Genomic DNA, 17,004 nt, shown 5'->3' with positions numbered 1-17,004 from the left:
CCGACCAATGACTGATGCTTTGTCCCTTTCCGACGTATCCCTCTCTCTGTCAGGTAACGCCGGAACCGTTGATATCTTGCATGATATTTCACTGACCGTGCCGCAGGGTGAAACGCTCGGGTTGGTGGGGCCTAGTGGATCGGGCAAATCATCACTCCTCATGTTGATGGGCGGGCTAGAAACAGCCAGCGACGGAACCATCACCGCACTTGGCACAGACCTTACCCGAATGGGCGAAGACGCGCTCGCACGGTTTCGTAGGGATAATATGGGCGTGGTGTTTCAATCTTTCCACCTCATCCCGACAATGACGGCACTGGAAAATGTAGCAACTCCGCTGGAACTCGCGGGTGTTCGCGATGCCTTTGAACGCGCCGCCAATGAATTGGCGGCCGTTGGGCTTTCTCATCGGGCCGATCACTACCCTGCGCAAATGTCGGGGGGGGAACAACAACGCGTTGCATTGGCACGTGCATCCGTCACGCGCCCCAAAATCCTGTTGGCGGACGAACCGACCGGGAATCTTGATGAAACCAATGGCGCGGCGATCATCGACATGCTCTTTGCCTTGCGTGACCAACATGGCGCGACATTGATCATGGTTACCCACTCCAATGAATTGGCCAACCGATGTGACCGTGTCGTGCGCTTGCGCGACGGGCGCATTGATACAGCAACGCTGGCCGCGCAATGAGCCTGACTGCCTTTAAATTAGCATGGATCTTTGCCAAACGAGAATTGCGTGGCGGTTTACGCGGGTTTCGCATTTTCCTTGCCTGCCTCGCTCTAGGTGTCGCGGCCATTGCTGCCGTCGGCACCGTCCGTGCCTCTATCCAAGCTGGGCTAGAAGCCGAAGGCGCGTCCTTGCTTGGCGGAGATGCCGTCGTGCGGTTCACCTATCGCTTTGCCAATGACGATGAACGTGCATGGATGTCAAACATCGCGACCCGCGTTTCCGAGACCACAGATTTCCGCTCCATGTTGGTTGTTAATCGCGAAACCGTCGAACGTGGTCTGACCCAAGTGCAAGCCGTGGATGATCTTTATCCCTTGATCGGTCAAACGGTTCTTGCCCCACCAATGCCGCTGGCCGACGCCTTTGATGGCAACGGAACGTATCCCGGTGCTGTGGTCGAACGTGTACTGGCGGATCGGCTTGGCCTTGCTGTTGGGGATACCTTCAAGCTAGGCGATCAAACCTTCCTGTTGTCGGCGATCCTTGTCAGTTACCCTGACAACTCTGGCGGCGGCTTTGGCCTTGGTCCGCGGACCTTGGTTCTTCTTGATGATCTGGCGAACTCCGGCTTGCTTGCCACAGGCACCCTGATGGAAACCAACTATCGCCTCGATCTGCCCGAGGACGCAGACCTCGATCTCCTAGAAAATGAGGCCGAAGAGCAGTTTGCAAACAGCGGCCTGCGGTGGCGCGATGCCCGTGCCGGCGCCCCCGGAGTTGCACGCTTTGTCGACCGTATCGGTGCCTTCTTAATCCTGATTGGCCTGTCGGGGCTAGCCGTTGGGGGTGTCGGTGTTTCGGCCGCCGTGCGCGCATATTTGGCAGGGAAATCGAACACCATCGCGACATTGAAAACCCTTGGCGCAACGCGGAACACGATTTTTCTTAGTTATGGTCTACAGATCGGCATCCTAACACTTTTGGGTGTCGCAATTGGTCTGATCCTTGGCGCCGCTATTCCGCTCGCCTTTGCGCCATTGATCGAAGCTCGATTGCCGATACCCGCTGAATTCACATTGCACCTCGCACCACTGATCGAGGCCGCGATCTATGGCGTACTTGCAGCGGCCATCTTCACCCTTTGGCCCTTGGCACGCACGGACAACATCAAAGCCGCCACGCTGTTTCGCGACTCCTTCAGCGCGGGACGTGCCCTTCCGGCGACGCGGTATCTAATAGCGACAGCTTTGCTCCTCGCATTGCTAATCGGTTCGGCGATCTTGTTCTCCGGTACTGCCTTTCTGACACTTTGGACAGCGGGTGGCATCGCTGGCGCACTTGCCCTGCTTGTCATCGCCGCCGCTTTCGCCCGTTTCACAGCCCGCAAGTTCAGCCGCCTTGCCCGAGGCCGACTGGCTTTGCGGGCAGCGCTCGGCGCAATCGGATCAGGGGGCGAAACCACTTCTGTTGTCCTCTCCCTTGGTCTTGGCCTTTCGGTGCTTGCCGCCGTTGGACAGATCGATGGGAACCTTCGCAATTCCATCGCAACCGAGCTCCCAGACGTTGCACCATCCTATTTCTTTGTCGACATCCAGCCTGATCAAATCGATGGGTTCCGCGCACGCCTTGACCGGGACCCAGCTGTTAGCGAATACGAAGCCGCGCCAATGCTGCGTGGCATTATCACCCAAATCAACGGCCAGCCCGCCAGCGATGTGGCCGACCATTGGGTTTTGCGCGGGGATCGTGGGATCACCTATTCTGCTGATCCGGGCGATGGCACGGTCATCACCGAAGGCACATGGTGGCCCGCCGATTATACAGGCCCGCCTCTCATTAGCTTTGCCGCCGAAGAGGCCGCCGAAATGGGGCTGAAAATCGGCGATACGATAACAACGAACATCTTGGGACGCGACATCACCGCGACCATCGCCAGCTTTCGCGAAGTCAGTTTCGAAAACGCGCAAATGGGGTTCATCATGTCTATGAACCCCGCCGCCCTACAAGGCGCGCCCCATTCTTGGATCAGTACTGTTTACAGCACCCCAGAGGCCGAAGCCGCCATCCTGCGCGACCTTGCCTCGGCTTATCCCAACATCACAGCCATTCGGGTGCGCGACGCGATTGATCAAGTCGTTGGCCTGCTCGGCGGTATCTCGGCGGCGACACGTTATGGCGCGTTGGCCACCCTTTTGACTGGGTTCCTTGTTTTGATCGGGGCCGCCGCTGCAGGGCTACCTGCGCGCACCTATGAATCCGCGATGCTAAAGACCCTTGGCGCCTCACGCTCAACTATCCTGCGCAGCTTCGCGCTTCGTTCTGCACTGCTTGGACTTGCTGCGGGGCTCGTCGCGCTGGCCGCTGGAATGCTTGGCGGATGGGCGGTATCGACCTTCATCATGGAAACAGATTTCAGCCCGATCTGGACCTCGGCCAGCGTTATCATCTTGGGCGGAATGGGGGCGACTTTGCTTGCAGGACTAGCTTTTGCCCTGCGCCCGCTTGCGGCCAAACCAGCACGTGTTCTAAGGTCGCGTGAATGACCAAGACTGACCCACATCCGCAGTTTTTCGGCTATGGTAGCCTCGTGAACTTGGCGACCCATAGTTACGCTGATCCGACCCCCGCAACGCTTACGGGGTGGCGGCGTGTTTGGTGTCATGCCCGCACACGCCCTGTCGCATTTTTGTCAGTTGAGCCCTGCCCTAAGACGACACTTCACGGCATCACCGCAGGTGTGCCAAATGCCAATTGGGACGCCCTTGATGCCCGTGAAAATGCTTACCTGCGCCGCGATGTAACCGCCCAATTCAAAACCGATACTGCAGTTTACGAGGCCAACCCCGAACACACCGCCCCACCCAGCACGGGGCATCCGATCTTGCTCAGCTATCTGGATGTGGTCGTCTCTGGCTACACGTCTCTCATGGGCGATGACGGCGCAGCACATTTCTTTGCGACGACACACGGCTGGGGGCCAATCCTAGATGATCGCGACGCGCCCCTCTATCCGCGGTCGCGACCGTTGGCGGTTAAAACTCGCGATATCGTGGACGACGCAATCGCGGCCTTATCGGTTCTTGTACGTCCAGCCAAAGATGCGCGCCTGCTTGTGGACGCCATCCGCGCCAGCTGAGCCGCCGCCGCCGCGCATGATCCGAAGCGCGATTACCAGCGCGATCAGACCAAATAATACGCCACCAACGGCCTGCCCTATCAACACGCCACCCGCGCCAAACCACGCTGAAAACACGACAACAAATGGGATCGTGCCAAGCGTATGCCGCCCCCAATTCACGATCGTCGAATAAAACGGATGACCCATGTTGTTGCAGGCGGCGTTGCTGACAAAGATCATGCCGTTAAAGAACCACATCAGGCTTAATGGCCCTGCGAACAGGAACACCAGCGATTGCACTTGGCCATCAAGGTCAAACAACATCACCAACAGTGGTCGTGTCGCAAACAAGAGCCCAGACACAATAGCCACAACAACGCCCGTAAAGATTAGCCCATCGCGAAAAGCGCCCTTTACACGATCCATCTGTCTCGCGCCAAAGTTTTGCCCGATGACTGGGCCTATGGCCCCCGACAAAGCAAAAATAATCGCGAACGCCACGGGTGTCAGGCGACCGACAATCGCCATGCCCGCAACAGCATCTTCGCCGAACTCCGACATAGCGCGGGTAACATAGGCTTGCCCAATAGGCGTCGCCAATTGAGTCAGGATCGCGGGGAACGCGATGATCATCACCGGGCGCAAATCCGGCAGCACACTAGCCAAATTGGGCCGCCCAAAACCGCCATAAAAACGAATGATCGGCACCAAAGCCGTCACACCAATGGCAACACGCGCAGCAACCGAAGCCCAAGCCGCGCCCTGCAATTCCATCCCGAACCCAAATATAAAAATGGGATCAAGAACCCCATTCACCAAAGCACCTACAATCGTCGCCAACATAGAACGGCGCGCATCACCGTGCGCGCGAAGGATCGCACCACCAACCATGCCAATCAACAGCATCGGCAACGAAGGGATGATGATGCTCAGATAACTAATCGCCAGATCTGCAGTCTGCCCAGTGGCGCCAACCAGCCCTACAATCGAGGAAAGATTGAACCAGACAAGCGCAGCGAAGACCGCACCAAATATAGCTCCGAAAATCAGAACGTTGGTCGCCTGTCGTTGGGCCAGGTCTTTGTTGCCTTCGCCTAAGGCACGCGCAACCAATGCCCCACCCGCGATTGCCATGCCGATCCCGAATGACGATGTGAAAAACAGGATCGCTCCCGCATAACCGATGGCCGCTGCTAGCTCTGCTTTGCCCAGCATCGAGATGAAAATCATGTCGATAAAGTCGACAAGAAACACCGCCATCAACCCAACCGACGACGTAAGCGCCATGACGGTGATGTGGCGCATCAACGATCCGCTAAGAAACTTTGCCTGTTCATTCATGTGTTGGACTATCTGCCTTCGACTGCATCGAGGCAAGACAACGAAAACCAACAGACCTTATACTATTACCGCACATCGTCGATGGTGCCGGATCAAGCTGCGTTGGGAGAGCCTTAGCCCTTTGGCTTGACCTGAAGCAACGGCATCACGTCGGCCATCTCAGGACCTCGTGTGCGGCCAGTCACTGCATGGCGCAGCGGCATGAATAACCCCTTGCCTTTGCGACCTGTGGCTTCTTTTACCGCTGATGTCCAAGTGGCCCACGTGTCATCCGCATAAGGCGGATCCCCCAAAAGCGCCAAGGCCTGCGGAATAAACTCTGCGTCTTCATCAGCAATTTGCGGTTCTGCCCCGTCACGGAACACAGCCCACCATTCGGCCATCTCACCAAGGTGCGTGATGTTTTCACGGACCACATTCCAAAACCGTTCCCCGAGTTCGGCAGGCACACCAAGATCGCCCACCGTGTCTGCAACGGTTTCATACGGGCGTGCTGCCAACCAACGGGCCGTTAGTGGCCCCAGATCATCAGCGTTAAACTTAGTCGGGGCCGATCCGAATTTCTTCAAGTCAAACCCTGCAACGACTTCATCCACGGTTTCACGTAGCTCAACTGGATCAGACGAACCCAACCGTGCCATGAGCGATAGCACCGCCATCGGGACGATACCCTTGGCTCGCAGGTCGCGCAGCGCAAGCGTCCCCAATCGTTTTGAAAGCGCCTCACCTTGTGGCCCAGTCAACAACGAATGGTGTGCGAAGTTTGGCACGGTGCCGCCCAGCGCTTCTATCATCTGGATTTGGGTGGCTGTGTTGGTCACGTGGTCGGACCCACGAACAACGTTGGTTACGCCCATTTCAGTGTCATCGACAACCGACGCCAGAGTATATAAGATCTGGCCGTCGTTCTTGAACAACACTGGGTCACTGACCGACGCCGCATCAATCGAGATGTCGCCGATAATGCCATCCGTCCACTCGATCCGCTTGTGATCCAGCTTAAACCGCCAATGGCTGCCCCGCTCCGCGCGCAACTTGTCTTTTTCGTCCTCAGACAGCGCCAATGCGGCGCGGTCATACACAGGCGGTTTGCCCATGTTCATCTGCTTCTTGCGCTTCAGGTCCAATTCAACCGGCGTTTCGAAACACTCATACAAACGACCCATCTCGATCAGCTTTTGCTTTGCCAGATCGTAGCGGTCCAACCGTTTGGACTGATATTCAACGCGGTCCCACGTCAGACCCAACCACGTGAGATCTTCCATTATGCCGTCGATGTATTCCTGCTTGGACCGCTCAGGATCCGTATCATCAATACGCAAGATGAACGTACCACCCGCCTGTCGAGCAATCGCGGCGTTAAACAGCGCAGCGCGCAGGTTACCGATGTGCAAATAACCTGTGGGGGACGGGGCGAAACGGGTGGTTGTCATAGCGGAAACTTCCTGAAATCGGTTGCGCAGCCTCTTTCACAACTGAACTACAATGTCCATATTGTACCTATGGCAGCCTTCCAAGAATCTCGCCCCCTTACCTCCTGGGAAAAAACCGAAAGACGCGTGCTTACCGTCATGGTGATCAATTTCGCCGTGTTCTGGGTTATTGCGGTCATTCTGGGGGGTGATGCGCTCAACGGAAGTAAGGACGCAGGCACCTATTATATCGCATCCCATGGGGCAGAACGTGCGGTGCATCCTCTCGTCTGGTATTATTCACTGATCCATAGTTCCGTAACGCTTGGCAGTTTCTTGCTATTTATGGCCTACAAAGTCTTAGTGGGCGTGCTCGGACGCCTGCTCGGCTAGCTCGGCTTTACAGGCCAACGCTTTTCCAGATCATCTAGTCCCGCCCGAATAATCTCTTCAAGGACGGCCATATCCACGTCCGCCAGCTTGTTAATATAAAGGCAGGCCGCACCTGTCTTGTGTTTACCCAACCGCCCCAACAATTCGCCAAAGTCCTGATACCCGGGCATGATATAAAGGCTCAGGTTGCTCTTGCGCGGGCTAAACCCTGTGGCGCACATGTCTCCTTCTCGGCCAGAGTCGTAGACGTAATGGTATTGTCCGTATCCGACAATCGTTGGCCCCCACATGCGCGGCGACCATCCCGTAATCTTTTGGAATAGCTCATCCAACGCCTGTGCGTCAGCGCGACGCGTAGGGTGTTCTACACCCTGCAAAAAGGCGTCAACATCATCGTCAGACGCTTGGGTCTTGTTCTTGGGGTCAGCCATAGAAACCTCCATGCTATCGCAGCTAGAATAACATGGGGTTACGTCAGTGTCGCCTAACTTGCTTGCACTCTGGAATGTGTCACTTAATGCTTTAATGGCAGGCCCACTTCGAGACTACGAAAGGCGACGTTGTGCGTGACATTCTAACCGTAACCTTAAACCCGGCACTTGATCTGGCGACGTCCGCGTTCCAAGTGCGGCCAAACGAAAAGCTGCGGTGCGCGCAACCTCACCCCGATCCAGGCGGCGGCGGATTGAACGTGGCACGCGCCGTTCACCAACTCGGAGGGACTGCGCGGCCGTTTGTGGCGCTTGGGGGAAATACGGGCAGCGTCGTTAAACAGCTATTAGAAAATGCCGGATTGGACATTATTGTCCATGACGCCCCAGGTGACACCCGACAAAGCCTTGCAGTGACCGACCTAAGCACAAGCGAACAGTTCCGTTTCATGCTTGCGGGTCCTGATTGGAACGCGGCGCAATTGCAGGCGATGCGGATTTCACTGGCAGCCATCGCAAAGCCCAACGGTTTTATCGTCCTGTCAGGAAGCGGACCAAACGGCGCCTCGCCGAACCTTTACGCCGAAATCTGTCAGGACCTTTCGCAAATTGATGCGGAAATCCTGATCGACACGTCTGGCCCTCCTCTTGCGCATCTGGCCGCGGGCCAAGACCGACCGCCCTTTTTGCTTAGGATGGACCAGCACGAGGCAGAAACCCTCGCGCGGCGGCCACTAGTAACACGCAAGGACAGCGCCGACTTCGCCAAACATCTAGTCGATCAAGGCGCCGCCCGAACGGTCATTGTCGCGCGTGGTCGTGACGGTTCTGTATTGGCCGACGGGCAACAACAACTCCGTGTGAATGCTGCAAACATCGAAGTTCGGTCACGTGTCGGTGCTGGCGACAGCTTTATCGGCGGGTTTACTATGGCGCTCGCTCGCGACTTACCGCTGGGGGAAGCATTTCGGCACGGTGCAGCTGCTGCTTCAGCGGCCTGCATGACCGAAGGCACGCAACTTTGTCTGTTGCCTGACTTTCAAGCGGTGCTTCCGCTAACGCAGATCGAAACGCTTTAAGTCTGGCCGCTGTCGTCGCGCCAGCGATTTACAATTGGATACCTACGATCTAGCCAGAAGGCCTTCATCGATAACCTTGGCCCTGGTGCAGATTGGAACCGTTTGTATTCGCTAATATAAAGCAGGTGTTCGATTTTCTTGACGATCGCTCGGTCATACCCTGCAGCAACGCAATCAGCGACGCTTGCTTCTTCATCCACCAGCATCTCAAGAATGCCATCCAGCACGTCGTATTCCGGCAGGCTGTCACTGTCTTTTTGATCGTCCCGCAGCTCAGCACTTGGGGGTTTATCGATGATCGCAACCGGGATCATCTCTCCCTCGGGGGCCTTCATCCAAAGACGATGATTGGCGTTCCGCCAGCGGCAAATATCAAATACGCGCGTTTTATAGAGGTCTTTGATTGGATTATATCCACCTGCCATATCCCCATAGATCGTAGCATAGCCCACCGCGACTTCGGATTTATTGCCTGTTGTCAGAAGCATTTCCCCAAACTTGTTGGACTGCGCCATAAGCAGAAGGCCGCGAATACGGCTTTGAATATTCTCTTCGGTCAGACCTTCATCCAACCCAGCAAACAGCGGGGCCAGCGTTTCCGTCACCGCATCTCGGGTCAGGCCAATCGGCACAATATCATATGTCACGCCCAGCGCCGCCGCGGCGGCTTTGGCATCGGTCAAAGACCCCTCAGAGGTATATTCAGACGGCAACATCACACAGCGCACGTTTTCCGGCCCTAATGCATCAGCAGCAATCGTAGCCACGATCGCCGAATCTACGCCACCGGACAGTCCCAGCAGGACCTTTTTGAATCCCGTCTTAGCCATATAGTCGCGCAGACCCATCACGATGGCCGCATAGTCGGTTTCCAGACTGTCTGGTTCCAAGGCTTTTTCGCCGCTCTCAGCCACCCAGCCATCATCGGTTTGAGTGAAATCAACATGAACGATGGCCTCGTCAAACCAAGGCAGTTGCACCGCCAAGGCGCCGTGCTTGTTCAGCACAAAAGACCCACCGTCAAACACTTGGTCATCCTGCCCGCCGACCATATTTAGATAGACCAACGGCACATCACATTCCGTCACCCGCGCAACCATCTGGTTCATGCGGTATTCGTGTTTGTCGCGGAAATATGGGCTGCCATTGGGTACCATCAAAACATCAGCGCCGCTTTCGACCATTGCTTCGCAGACGTCAGGATACCAAGAATCCTCGCAGATCGGTGTGCCTATGCGTAAATCACCAGCATCCCAAGGGCCTTGCATATCTGACCGCGAAAACAGGCGGACCTCATCGAAGACATTGAAGTTAGGTAAGAAATACTTGCGCGTTGTGGCATGAACCTTGCCGCCCTTAAGTATGAAATAGGCGTTGTGAAGCTTTGCACCTTCACCCGACACTTCGGCCAACGGCCCTCCAATTCCCAGCATAGGGCCATCGGCGCACTCTTTCGCCAAACCTTCCAATGCTTCACGGGCGGCTTCTTGAAAGGCGGGTTTCACGATCAAGTCTTGCGTCTGGTATCCGACCAAAAACATCTCTGGGAGCATGACCATATCCGCGTTCGCCGCACGGCCTTCATCCCATGCGACTTTTGCCTTGGCTGCATTACCTGCGATATCCCCGACTGTCGGGTTCAACTGCGCCATCGTTAGGCGGAAACTCTTGCTCATGGTACGACCTTTCGTGCGTCTTACACCCACTTAATGCCGATAGACGGCAAGGGGAAGCCGAACCCGCGAAAGCCCCGTTGTCTTACAAGCGCACTCCGCCTATTCTTTGCCAAATTTCGCATGAAAGACCTGACTATATGTTGCGCCTCGCCACTCCATTGATCGCCGCTTTAATGCTGGCAAACCCCGCATTGTCCCAATCTGTGCAGACGAAACAATACGACGATGGCGGCATCTACGAGGGCCAATTCCTCGCAGGGCTGCAACACGGCCAAGGTACATACACTCTGCCCAACGGCTACGAATACACTGGAGAATGGTTCGAGGGTGAAATCCGCGGCCAGGGCACAGCCCGCTTTCCCAATGGTTCTGTCTATGAGGGCCAATTCGCGGCAGGCAAACCAGAAGGTTTCGGTACAATCAATTTCGCCGACGGCGGCACCTACGAAGGCGATTGGCTGGATGGAAAAATCACAGGCCGTGGCATTGCTCGCTACGCCAATGGCGTCGTCTATGAAGGCGACTTCCGAAATGCGATGCACCACGGCCAAGGCACAATGCGCAGCCCTGGCGGCTATATATACGAAGGCCCATGGGTCAATGGTGTCAAAGAAGGCGAAGGCACGATCACCTACCCTGACGGTGCGATCTATCAAGGTACCCTTTCGGATGGCGAACGCCAAGGCGTCGGCACTCTGACCATGGCAGACGGCTTAATTTACGCAGGGACGTGGAACGCCGGCCAGATGAGCGGCACAGGTCGTTTGACCCAGCCCAACGGCGACATCTATGAAGGTGACCTTGTTGACGGCAAGCGTGCGGGTACGGGCACGGTAACCTATGCAAATGGCGACGTTTACCAAGGCGGCTTTGTGAACGACCTGCGCGACGGCGACGGCACATTTATTGGCGCTGATGGCTACCGCTATGCGGGGCAATGGTCCGAAGGCCAGATTGAAGGCACTGGGGAAGTCACCTATCCCGACGGATCCACCTATGCAGGTACCTTTGAAAACGACCTTGCACATGGAACAGGTACGATCACGTATCCTGACGGTTCGACCTATGCAGGCGGCTGGGAGTCTGGCGTTATCAACGGTACTGGCGTCGCGACATACGAAAACGGGCTGGTATATGAAGGCGAATTTCTAAACGCCAAAAACCACGGCCAAGGCACGATGACCTACGCGGACGGCTACACCTATGTCGGCACATGGGCGAACGGGCAACGCGAAGGCTTTGGCACTGCGACTTACGCCGATGGCACAGTCTATGAAGGCGAATTCTCGGGCGGCCAACGAAACGGTACCGGTAAAATCACTATGGCTGACGGGTTCACCTACGAAGGCCAATGGGACACAGGCGAAATCTCTGGCCTTGGCGTAGCAACATATACCAATGGCGACATCTACAGCGGCATGTTCCGTTCGGGCCGTCGCCAAGGTGAAGGCACAATGACTTACGCTGCTTCAGGCCAAGTGGCTGAAGGCGAATGGCAAGACGGCGCACTGGTGACCCAAGGCACAGCAAGTCCCGCAACAGACGGTGTTGTGGTTGAGGAAACCGCGACCGAGTAGACAGAAAAATGGAGCAACTCCTCACACATGTAAGTACCGTCTAATGGCAACAAAAGAAGACATCCTTGAGCAAGTCGTGGGAGAATTCTTACTCAGCCGCGGTTATTTTGTTCGCCACAATATCAAATTTCGCCCACGAACAGACCATCCAGACCATGATACCCAGAAAGACTCCAACCACAGCGACATTGATGTCCTTGGTTATAATCCCAATAAGACCGGATCAGATCGAGTCGTAGCAGTAAGCTGCAAGAGTTGGCAATCTGGCTTTAGGGTAGCGACAAAGATCTCTGAACTCGAAAACGATAAAACAGTTGGGGGGAGAAAAGCTTGGCAAGCTTTCCGGGAATTGATGGTACCAAAATGGACGGAAGCCTTCATTGATACAATTGAAGCCGCAACTGGAACTCGACAGTTCATTTACGCGACTGCGGTCACGAGAATCAGGGGCGATAAAGAAAGTTGGGAAACGTATCCGAGATTTCAAGCCGCTTTAGCGGGAAACCCAGTATGGCTTTTGTCATTTGAATCAATGGTAACTGAGTTAAATGCCGACCCGTCCAGAACCCTAGCAGGAACAGAAATTGGGCGTCTCTTACAGCTGTTTCGAGCCGCAGGAATGAAACCTATCACAACGAACCAATAAGACGTCACCCAACAGCTTTCCGAAACGTAATACTCGTGGGCTGCTTGAAGCCCTCATGGGTCGTGCGCATTACCTCTACAAACCCTAGTGCCTTGAACACCGCGTGGACCTCCACCAGTTCTACTCGGCTTTGCAGCTCGAGCCATTCCAACCCCAAAGCGCGCGCTCGATCTTCGGCCACTGTCATCAACATCCGCCCAACCCCGCGCCGCTTGCCCGCCACCGCCAGCTTACCAACGTACAACACTCGAGGTTTTGGCGTCAGAACTACAGTGCCCACAACTGGATGACCAAGGACCCAAACCTCTGACGCGGGATTACGAAGATCATCAACAGTCATGCGTTCTAATGACGATGGCGGATTGATCCGCCCGTTCATCCCAGCAAACGCGGCGCGCATAACATCAAGCGCTTGGGGCAAAGCAGGGTCATCCGCACTTAGACGTCGCACATCGCTCACCACTCGATCTCCACACCATCATAGGCGAAAAACTGACCCGACTGTGAGGGTTCTAACCCCTCCATCACGTCACATAGATCAGCTGCCGCATCTTTGGCTGACACCTTTTTGTGGGCTGGGTAGTCGCGGGTAAATTCGGTGGCGACCGTGCCTGGATGAAGGGCGACAACAACAGCACTGCGCCGCTTGCGACCAAGTTCAATCGCCGACCCCCTAACAATCTGGTTCAACGCCGCCTTGGACGCGCGATAGGAATGCCACCCACCGATTTTGTTATCGCCAATTGAACCAACCCGCGCAGACAAAACCCCGACGAAACTGGCGCGATCTTGGGGCAACAACCGTTCCAGCTGCGCCAGGACCAGAGCAGGCCCAACGGCGTTCACAGCGTAGATATCCAGCATCCGCGCCGGATCAATCGCGCCAAGCGCCTTTTCGGGGGCGCCCCCTGCGGCCAACGTTCCAATAGCCACGAATACCGCATCAAATGGCCCCTCAAGCCCGCCCAAGACGCGTTCAACCGAATCCTTATTCGTTACATCCAACCCATCGCCAGATCGCGATACGCCAGTCACCGCAAATCCGCGTGACTGCAGTTCTAGCGCCAAAGCGTTCCCAACTCCGCCTGACGCGCCAATGACCAGTGCTTTCTTCATTCATCCAGCTTAAGGCAGTCACAGCCTGCGTCCATATAATTTGCACCACCCCCTTCCAAAACGAAATCCTGTGAGTATAGTCGCACCCATGATGCAGATCGCATATATCCGGCCGCTCCTCGGCCTCCTCCTTAGTCGCCTCTGAGCGTGCCCTTCGGCGCGACCGCTCAGGGGATTGATCGCGCCAAGAAACACTAAGGAAAACAAGGAAATACCAAAATGACCGATCAAGTTCTGATCTTTGACACGACTCTGCGCGACGGCGAGCAATCCCCAGGCGCGACAATGACTCACGACGAGAAACTGGAAATCGCCGAAATGCTGGACGACATGGGTGTCGACATCATCGAAGCGGGCTTCCCGATTGCCTCTGAGGGCGACTTCAACGCGGTATCCGAAATCGCGAAACGCGCCGACGGGTCAACTATCTGCGGGCTGTCTCGTGCCAACCTCAAAGACATCGACCGCTGCTGGGAAGCGGTAAAACACGCGAAATCCCCGCGTATTCATACGTTTATCGGCACGTCCCCGCTGCACCGCGCAATCCCGAACCTGACCATGGATGAAATGGCGGAACGCATTCACGAATGCGTCACCCATGCTCGCAATCTGTGTGACAACGTTCAATGGTCCTCCATGGACGCGACCCGCACCGAGTGGGATTTCCTGAAACGCACAGTTGATATCGCAATCAAAGCGGGTGCGACGACGATCAACATCCCTGACACCGTAGGCTACACCGAACCTGTCGAATCCGCTGACCTGATCAAACGCCTGATCGCCGAAGTGGACAACGCAGAGACTGTGATCTTCTCGACCCATTGTCACAATGACCTTGGCATGGCGACCGCGAACTCGCTGGCCGCTGTCGCGGGTGGCGCGCGCCAAATTGAATGCACAATCAATGGCTTGGGCGAACGCGCAGGTAACACTGCGCTCGAAGAAGTCGTCATGGCGATGAAAGTCCGCAAAGACATCATGCCATTTAATACCAAGATCGACACAACCAAGATCATGAACATCTCGCGCCGCGTCGCGACGGTTTCTGGCTTCCCTGTGCAGTTCAACAAAGCCATCGTTGGCAAGAACGCCTTTGCCCATGAATCAGGCATTCACCAAGACGGCATGTTGAAGAACCGCGAAACTTTCGAGGTGATGAAACCCGAAGATGTCGGCCTGAGCGGCACATCCCTGCCGCTGGGCAAACACTCTGGCCGCGCAGCGCTGCGCGATAAGCTGGAAAAGCTCGGCTACGAAATGGGCGACAACGAACTGAAAGACGTTTTCGTGCGCTTTAAGGATTTGGCGGACCGCAAAAAGGAAGTCTTCGACGACGACCTGATCGCCTTGATCCGTCAGAACGAAACCGAAGACGACCGTCTAAAACTGAAGGACCTGACTGTCGTATGTGGCATGAACGGCCCGCAAAAGGCCGACATGGTTCTCGAAATTGATGGCAAAGATCACAGTACATCTGCCACAGGCGATGGCCCCGTTGATGCGACTTTCAATGCTGTGAAAGCTCTGTTCCCACACGGCGCTCGGTTGCAGCTTTATCAGGTGCACGCCGTGACAGAAGGCACTGACGCGCAAGCGACCGTATCCGTTCGCATGGAAGAAGAAGGCCGTATTGCCACCGGTCAATCCGCTGACACCGACACAGTCGCTGCATCTGCCAAAGCCTACATCAACGCACTCAACCGCTTACTGGTACGGCGCGACAAGGTCGCCGCTGGATCTGACACACCGGAAATTCGCTACACCGACGCAGGAGAATGAAGATGCGAAGCATCTTTGCCGCAGCGCTTGTCGCTGCGGCCACCCCGCTCGCCGCAGGCGCCGAAACCTGCCCAACAAACGCAGATCTTGAAACCGGAATTCGACTGACACGTTTTGACCCGTTCTTTTCCGTAGTCCAAACCCAAACACCCGTTGGCCTCGCCGAGGCGCGCGTTTCGCAACGCGGAGCCGCTCCCGAATCGACGTCTTCGCTTTACGAACACCCACTAACGGTCACACAAAGGATCGGCGCAAATGGCACTCTTGCATTGCTCTATACCGACGACACGACTGCGCTGAACTCTCTCCCATCTTTGCGCGAGTGGTCCACAACCGTTTCCCTTGTGTCAGATGGTGAGACTATCAACCAAGGCGCTTATTCTGCCCGCATTATCGGCTTTGGCGAAGCCCAGATCGGCGCGTGCGCCTATGACGTCTGGCGAATTGACGAAAGCTTGGCTTTGGATGGGTCTGCACCACTGCGATTTGAAAAGTCCTATGCCCCTGACCTTGGTTTAGTTCTTAGCTCGATCCGGCTTGGCCCCGACGGCGCGCCCTTAAATGGCGTCTTCTTTGATGAAATCGTGGCGGAATAACGCGCAGCCTTCACGCAACCCCCCTTCCCACCAACACCGCCCCGCCCTATAAGCGCGAGGGTCCGTACTCTTAGGGGAGTCGCGGGCGATATTACTATGGGAACGGCATCTCTATGTTTGGCTTAGGCAACCTCTTTTCGTCCGATATGGCGATCGACCTCGGAACCGCGAACACGCTGGTCTACGTAAAAGGCAAAGGCGTGGTTCTGTCTGAACCGTCCGTTGTCGCGTACCATATGAAAGACGGCATCAAAAAAGTGCTGGCCGTCGGCGAAGACGCCAAGCTGATGCTTGGCCGAACACCCGGGTCAATCGAGGCTATTCGCCCCATGCGCGAAGGTGTGATTGCCGATTTCGACACCGCCGAAGAAATGATCAAACACTTCATCCGCAAAGTTCACAAACGTTCGACGTTCTCAAAGCCGAAAATCATCGTCTGTGTTCCCCACGGTGCGACGCCCGTTGAAAAACGCGCTATTCGCCAATCCGTTCTCTCAGCTGGTGCCCGCCGTGCCGGCTTGATCGCAGAACCGATTGCTGCCGCCATTGGTGCGGGCATGCCGATCACGGATCCGACAGGCAACATGGTTGTCGACATCGGCGGTGGTACGACCGAAGTGGCGGTACTTTCGCTTGGCGATATCGTTTACGCGCGCTCCGTGCGCGTCGGCGGTGATCGCATGGATGAAGCCATTATTTCCTACCTGCGTCGTCAGCATAACCTGTTGATCGGTGAAGCAACCGCCGAACGCATCAAGACATCCATTGGTACAGCCCGTATGCCCGATGATGGCCGCGGTCAGTCCATGCACATCCGTGGCCGCGACCTTTTGAACGGCGTGCCCAAGGAAACCGAAATTTCCCAAGCCCAAGTCGCCGAAGCGCTTGCTGAACCCGTTCAGCAAATCTGCGAAGCGGTCATGACAGCACTTGAAGCTACTCCACCCGATTTGGCGGCAGACATTGTCGACCGCGGCGTGATGTTGACAGGTGGCGGCGCGCTGCTGGGCGAACTTGACTTGGCCTTGCGCGAACAAACGGGCCTTGCGATTTCGGTCGCCGATGAAAGCCTGAACTGCGTCGCGCTTGGAACCGGTAAGGCACTGGAATACGAGACCCAGTTGCGCCATGTTATCGACTACGACAGCTGATCTAGGGGGCCGC

General features: G+C 56.0%; 16 protein-coding genes. 10 read left to right on the top strand and 6 right to left on the bottom strand.

The window, feature by feature from the left end; translation table 11 throughout:
• Positions 1–7 precede the first annotated feature (7 nt).
• The 3 genes from L0666_RS08565 to L0666_RS08555 are packed head-to-tail and all read left to right on the top strand — an operon-like array spanning position 8 to position 3,812.
• The gene (locus L0666_RS08565; protein WP_235260414.1) at positions 8–694 is read left to right on the top strand and encodes an ABC transporter ATP-binding protein; all 687 of its coding nucleotides are present in this window, start codon (positions 8–10) and stop codon (positions 692–694) included.
• On the top strand, positions 691–3,219 hold the full coding sequence (locus L0666_RS08560) for an ABC transporter permease (RefSeq protein ID WP_235260411.1): 2,529 nt from the start codon (positions 691–693) through the stop codon (positions 3,217–3,219). Before L0666_RS08565 ends, L0666_RS08560 begins: the two co-directional genes overlap by 4 nt.
• On the top strand, positions 3,216–3,812 hold the full coding sequence (locus L0666_RS08555; RefSeq protein WP_235260405.1) for a gamma-glutamylcyclotransferase family protein: 597 nt from the start codon (positions 3,216–3,218) through the stop codon (positions 3,810–3,812). The genes L0666_RS08560 and L0666_RS08555 overlap by 4 nt, the downstream gene beginning before the upstream one ends.
• Here the strand turns inward: L0666_RS08555 and L0666_RS08550 are convergent.
• Both L0666_RS08550 and gltX read right to left on the bottom strand, forming a co-directional pair.
• A complete protein-coding gene (locus tag L0666_RS08550; protein ID WP_235260401.1) occupies positions 3,747–5,135 on the bottom strand; it encodes an MATE family efflux transporter in 1,389 nt (462 codons plus the stop codon). The two genes, L0666_RS08555 and L0666_RS08550, sit on opposite strands and share 66 nt — an antisense overlap.
• 113 nt (positions 5,136–5,248) lie before the next feature.
• Entirely contained in the window at positions 5,249–6,568 is a 1,320-nt protein-coding gene (gene gltX / locus L0666_RS08545) for a glutamate--tRNA ligase (protein WP_235260398.1), read from the bottom strand.
• A gap of 138 nt (positions 6,569–6,706) precedes the next feature.
• Here gltX and L0666_RS08540 point away from each other — a divergent pair, with 138 nt between their 5' ends.
• Positions 6,707–6,940 (top strand): hypothetical protein, encoded by a 234-nt coding sequence (locus L0666_RS08540; RefSeq protein WP_235260397.1) that lies wholly within the window; start codon positions 6,707–6,709, stop codon positions 6,938–6,940.
• Here L0666_RS08540 and L0666_RS08535 read toward each other — a convergent pair.
• Positions 6,937–7,371: a DUF1801 domain-containing protein gene (locus tag L0666_RS08535; RefSeq protein ID WP_235260395.1), complete on the bottom strand. Its 435-nt coding sequence runs from the start codon at positions 7,369–7,371 to the stop codon at positions 6,937–6,939. The genes L0666_RS08540 and L0666_RS08535 overlap by 4 nt on opposite strands.
• A gap of 131 nt (positions 7,372–7,502) precedes the next feature.
• Here L0666_RS08535 and L0666_RS08530 point away from each other — a divergent pair, with 131 nt between their 5' ends.
• Entirely contained in the window at positions 7,503–8,450 is a 948-nt protein-coding gene (locus L0666_RS08530) for a 1-phosphofructokinase family hexose kinase (protein WP_235260387.1), read from the top strand.
• Here the strand turns inward: L0666_RS08530 and L0666_RS08525 are convergent.
• Positions 8,447–10,126: an NAD+ synthase gene (locus tag L0666_RS08525; RefSeq protein ID WP_235260382.1), complete on the bottom strand. Its 1,680-nt coding sequence runs from the start codon at positions 10,124–10,126 to the stop codon at positions 8,447–8,449. The two genes, L0666_RS08530 and L0666_RS08525, sit on opposite strands and share 4 nt — an antisense overlap.
• 137 nt (positions 10,127–10,263) lie before the next feature.
• Between L0666_RS08525 and L0666_RS08520 the strand changes: the two genes are divergently transcribed.
• Both L0666_RS08520 and L0666_RS08515 read left to right on the top strand, forming a co-directional pair.
• On the top strand, positions 10,264–11,703 hold the full coding sequence (locus L0666_RS08520; protein WP_235260370.1) for an MORN repeat-containing protein: 1,440 nt from the start codon (positions 10,264–10,266) through the stop codon (positions 11,701–11,703).
• A gap of 43 nt (positions 11,704–11,746) precedes the next feature.
• Complete coding sequence (locus L0666_RS08515; RefSeq protein ID WP_235260368.1) at positions 11,747–12,349, top strand: hypothetical protein; 603 nt, start codon at positions 11,747–11,749, stop codon at positions 12,347–12,349.
• A gap of 4 nt (positions 12,350–12,353) precedes the next feature.
• Here the strand turns inward: L0666_RS08515 and L0666_RS08510 are convergent, their stop codons facing one another.
• Together L0666_RS08510 and L0666_RS08505 are read right to left on the bottom strand one after the other, a co-directional pair.
• Complete coding sequence (locus tag L0666_RS08510) at positions 12,354–12,749, bottom strand: GNAT family N-acetyltransferase (RefSeq protein WP_235261409.1); 396 nt, start codon at positions 12,747–12,749, stop codon at positions 12,354–12,356.
• A 56-nt stretch (positions 12,750–12,805) separates the two neighbouring features.
• Entirely contained in the window at positions 12,806–13,465 is a 660-nt protein-coding gene (locus L0666_RS08505) for an SDR family NAD(P)-dependent oxidoreductase (RefSeq protein WP_235260367.1), read from the bottom strand.
• A 219-nt stretch (positions 13,466–13,684) separates the two neighbouring features.
• Between L0666_RS08505 and L0666_RS08500 the strand changes: the two genes are divergently transcribed.
• The 3 genes from L0666_RS08500 to L0666_RS08490 all read left to right on the top strand — a co-directional run bounded on the left by L0666_RS08500 (position 13,685) and on the right by L0666_RS08490 (position 16,991).
• On the top strand, positions 13,685–15,244 hold the full coding sequence (locus tag L0666_RS08500; RefSeq protein ID WP_235260365.1) for a 2-isopropylmalate synthase: 1,560 nt from the start codon (positions 13,685–13,687) through the stop codon (positions 15,242–15,244).
• A 2-nt stretch (positions 15,245–15,246) separates the two neighbouring features.
• Positions 15,247–15,840 carry a hypothetical protein gene (locus L0666_RS08495; RefSeq protein WP_235260361.1) on the top strand — a complete coding sequence of 198 codons (594 nt, stop codon included), beginning with the start codon at positions 15,247–15,249 and terminating at the stop codon, positions 15,838–15,840.
• Positions 15,841–15,953: 113 nt separating this feature from the next.
• Complete coding sequence (locus tag L0666_RS08490; RefSeq protein ID WP_235260360.1) at positions 15,954–16,991, top strand: rod shape-determining protein; 1,038 nt, start codon at positions 15,954–15,956, stop codon at positions 16,989–16,991.
• Positions 16,992–17,004 lie beyond the last annotated feature (13 nt).

It is taken from the genome of Octadecabacter algicola, from assembly GCF_021532625.1.
GTDB classification, from domain to species: Bacteria; Pseudomonadota; Alphaproteobacteria; order Rhodobacterales; family Rhodobacteraceae; genus Octadecabacter; species Octadecabacter algicola.
The sequence above is the reverse complement of the archived record's forward strand: the minus strand, read 5'-3'. Positions and strand labels throughout refer to the sequence as shown.